Source organism: Bacillus cereus group sp. BfR-BA-01441 (genome assembly GCF_022663075.1).
GTDB lineage: Bacteria > Bacillota > Bacilli > Bacillales > Bacillaceae_G > Bacillus_A > Bacillus_A cereus.
This window is the reverse complement of the sequence record NZ_JAKUEU010000464.1, coordinates 1-211: the sequence shown is the minus strand read 5'-3', so window position 1 is coordinate 211 and position 211 is coordinate 1. Positions and strand designations below refer to the sequence as shown.

The window sequence follows — 211 nt, the reverse complement described above, 5'->3', positions numbered from 1 at the left end:
ATTAATGCAATTAATGAACTCCGTAAAGAAAAGAAAGTTACTAATCAAAAAAAAGCTCAAAAACATCAAGAAAAACAGAAGAATCAAGGTAACTTGCAAAATGAAAGTTATGGTAACTTGCAAAATGAAAGTTACGGTAACTTGCAAAATGAAAGTAAACTAAAACCTAATCTATCTGAATTAGAACTTAATCTTTTAGAATTAAAATCTA

1 pseudogene is annotated in these 211 nt (G+C 26.1%); it reads left to right on the top strand.

Annotated features, from left to right (window positions below):
- A pseudogene (locus tag MR107_RS31230) lies at window positions 1-211 on the top strand (hypothetical protein); the annotation flags it as partial.